Source organism: Sphingomonas sp. UYEF23, assembly GCF_040546165.1.
In the GTDB taxonomy this organism is placed as follows: Bacteria; Pseudomonadota; Alphaproteobacteria; order Sphingomonadales; family Sphingomonadaceae; genus Sphingomonas; species Sphingomonas glacialis.
The window spans coordinates 1-2,963 of sequence record NZ_JBEPNG010000024.1; the positions used below are offsets into that span (position 1 = coordinate 1).

2 rRNA genes are annotated in these 2,963 nt (G+C 53.4%); both read right to left on the bottom strand.

Annotation, left to right across the window (positions count from 1 at the left end):
• Positions 1–31 precede the first annotated feature (31 nt).
• Positions 32–146: ribosomal RNA gene (rrf, locus tag ABIB28_RS18410) — 5S ribosomal RNA — on the bottom strand.
• 185 nt (positions 147–331) lie between these two features.
• Positions 332–2,963: ribosomal RNA gene (locus tag ABIB28_RS18415) — 23S ribosomal RNA — on the bottom strand; the annotation flags it as partial.

The following is a 2,963-nucleotide window of genomic DNA, read 5'->3' on the forward strand; positions in this document are numbered from 1 at the left end:
ACACGAACGTTTTGTGTTCACCGGCTTCAATGCCTGGCGACGACCTACTCTTCCATCGCTTAAGCGATAGTACCATCGGCGCAGTCAGGTTTCACGGCCGAGTTCGGGATGGGATCGGGTGGGGCACTGACGCTATAGCCACCAAGCAATGGAGCCGGTGAACGCAAAAATGTTCGGGTTCTCTTGGGGGGCCCAGCTTGCGCTGTGCTCCCAAAATCGATGTCCGTGCATACCTATGTGATGATGTAGTTTGTTCAATCAGGCGTTGCATTTGATCATCCGCCATCTGTGACGTGCTGGTTACCCAGGATTGTCATTGATGGTGGGACTCTCAAGCGCGAATAGAGCAATTAGTATCGGTTAGCTCCATGGATTACTCCACTTCTACATCCGATCTATCAACGTCATGGTCTCTGACGGCTCTATGAAATCTTATCTCGAGGGAGGCTTCCCGCTTAGATGCTTTCAGCGGTTATCCCGTCCATACATAGCTACCCTGCTGCGCTCTTGGCAGAACGACAGGTACACCAGAGGTATGTTCAACCCGGTCCTCTCGTACTAGGGTCAACTCCTCTCAAATTTCGACGCCCACGGCAGATAGGGACCAAACTGTCTCGCGACGTTCTGAACCCAGCTCACGTACCACTTTAATTGGCGAACAGCCAAACCCTTGGGACCTGCTCCAGCCCCAGGATGTGATGAGCCGACATCGAGGTGCCAAACAACCCCGTCGATATGAGCTCTTGGGGGTTATCAGCCTGTTATCCCCGGCGTACCTTTTATCCGTTGAGCGATGGCCCTTCCACGAGGGACCACCGGATCACTATGACCGACTTTCGTCTCTGCTCGACTTGTCAGTCTCGCAGTCAGGCGGGCTTATGCCATTGCACTCTAACAGACGGTTTCCAACCGTCCTGAGCCCACCATTGCGCGCCTCCGTTACTCTTTAGGAGGCGACCGCCCCAGTCAAACTACCCGCCACAGAGGGTCCCTGATCCAGTTTCATGGATCGAGGTTAGACATCAGAAACAAACAGGGTGGTATTTCACCTATGGCTCCACGTCAGCTGGCGCCAACGCTTCATAGCCTCCCACCTATGCTACACAGTTTCTTCCTAATGCCACTCTGAAGCTGCAGTAAAGGTGCACGGGGTCTTTCCGTCTAACCGCGGGAACCCCGCATCTTCACGGGGAATTCAATTTCGCTGAGCATGTCCTGGAGACAGTGGGGAAGTCGTTACGCCATTCGTGCAGGTCGGAACTTACCCGACAAGGAATTTCGCTACCTTAGGACCGTTATAGTTACGGCCGCCGTTTACCTGGGCTTCATTTCAGAGCTTGCACCCCTCCACTTAACCTTCAGGCACCGGGCAGGCGTCAGGCCCTATACGTCGTCTTGAAGCCGACTTAGCAGAGCCCTGTGTTTTTGCTAAACAGTCGCTACCCCCTGGCCTGTGCCCCCCAACAGAGCTTGCGCTTAGTTGGGGCCTCCTTCTTCCGAAGGTACGGAGGCAATTTGCCGAGTTCCTTCAGGACACTTCTCTCAAGCGCCTTGGTATACTCTACCTGACCACCTGTGTCGGTTTCGGGTACGGTCTATACGGTGGGGCTATTTCCTGGGACCTCTTCGAAGCCTTCCCAATCCAATAAGGGAAGACAACACACGAGATCCGTCACACACCACCAGGTCACGGAATATTAACCGTGTTCCCATCGACTACCCCCTTCGGGCTCGTCTTAGGGGCCGACTCACCCTGCGCGGATTAGCCTTGCGCAGGAACCCTTGGTCTTTCGGCGAAAGGGCATCTCACCCTTTTTATCGCTACTCATGTCTGCATTCGCACTTCCGATACCTCCACGACCCATTACCAGATCGCTTCACAGGCTTACGGAACGCTCCGCTACCGCGTACCATATAAATGGCACACCCTAAGCTTCGGTGCGTGTCTTGAGCCCCGTTACATCTTCGCCGCAGAACCTCTTATTTAGACCAGTGAGCTGTTACGCTTTCTTTAAAGGATGGCTGCTTCTAAGCCAACCTCCTGGTTGTTTTGGAAGTTCCACATGCTTTCCCACTTAGACACGACTTGGGGACCTTAGCTGTAGGTCAGGGCTGTTTCCCTTTTGACGACGGACCTTAGCACCCGCCGTCTGTCTCCCGGATATCACTCTTGGGTATTCGGAGTTTGGTTAGAGTTGGTAGGTCTCGCGACCCCCGCATCCATCCAGTGCTCTACCCCCCAAGGTGTCCATCCGAGGCACTACCTCAATAGTTTTCGCGGAGAACCAGCTATTTCCCGGCTTGATTGGCCTTTCACCCCTAAGCACAACTCATCCGGTAACTTTTCAACGTTAATCGGTTCGGACCTCCAGTGCGTGTTACCGCACCTTCATCCTGGTCATGCATAGATCGCCGGGTTTCGGGTCTAATACATCAAACTCTGGCGCCCTATTCAGACTCGCTTTCGCTGCGCCTACACCTAACGGCTTAAGCTTGCTTGATACATTAAGTCACAGACCCATTATGCAAGAGGTACGCTGTCAGGCCTCAAGGACCCTCCAACTGCTTGTAGGCAATCCGTTTCAGGTACTGTTTCACTCCCCTCATCGGGGTGCTTTTCACCTTTCCCTCACGGTACTAGTTCACTATCGGTCGCATACGAGTATTTAGGCTTAGAGGGTGGTCCCCCTATGTTCAGACAGAATTACACGTGTTCCGCCCTACTCGAGTCCTGATGTTTCATTTTCGCATACGGGGCTGTCACCCGCTATGGCCGATCTTTCCAAATCGTTCTGCTAATTCACCATCAGGCACTGGCCTGGTCCGCGTTCGCTCGCCACTACTAACGGAATCTCGGTTGATGTCTTTTCCTCCAGCTACTGAGATGTTTCAGTTCGCCGGGTTCGCCTCACGAAACCTATGTATTCAGTTAAGTGATACCTAACCCCATTTAGCGTCGCACC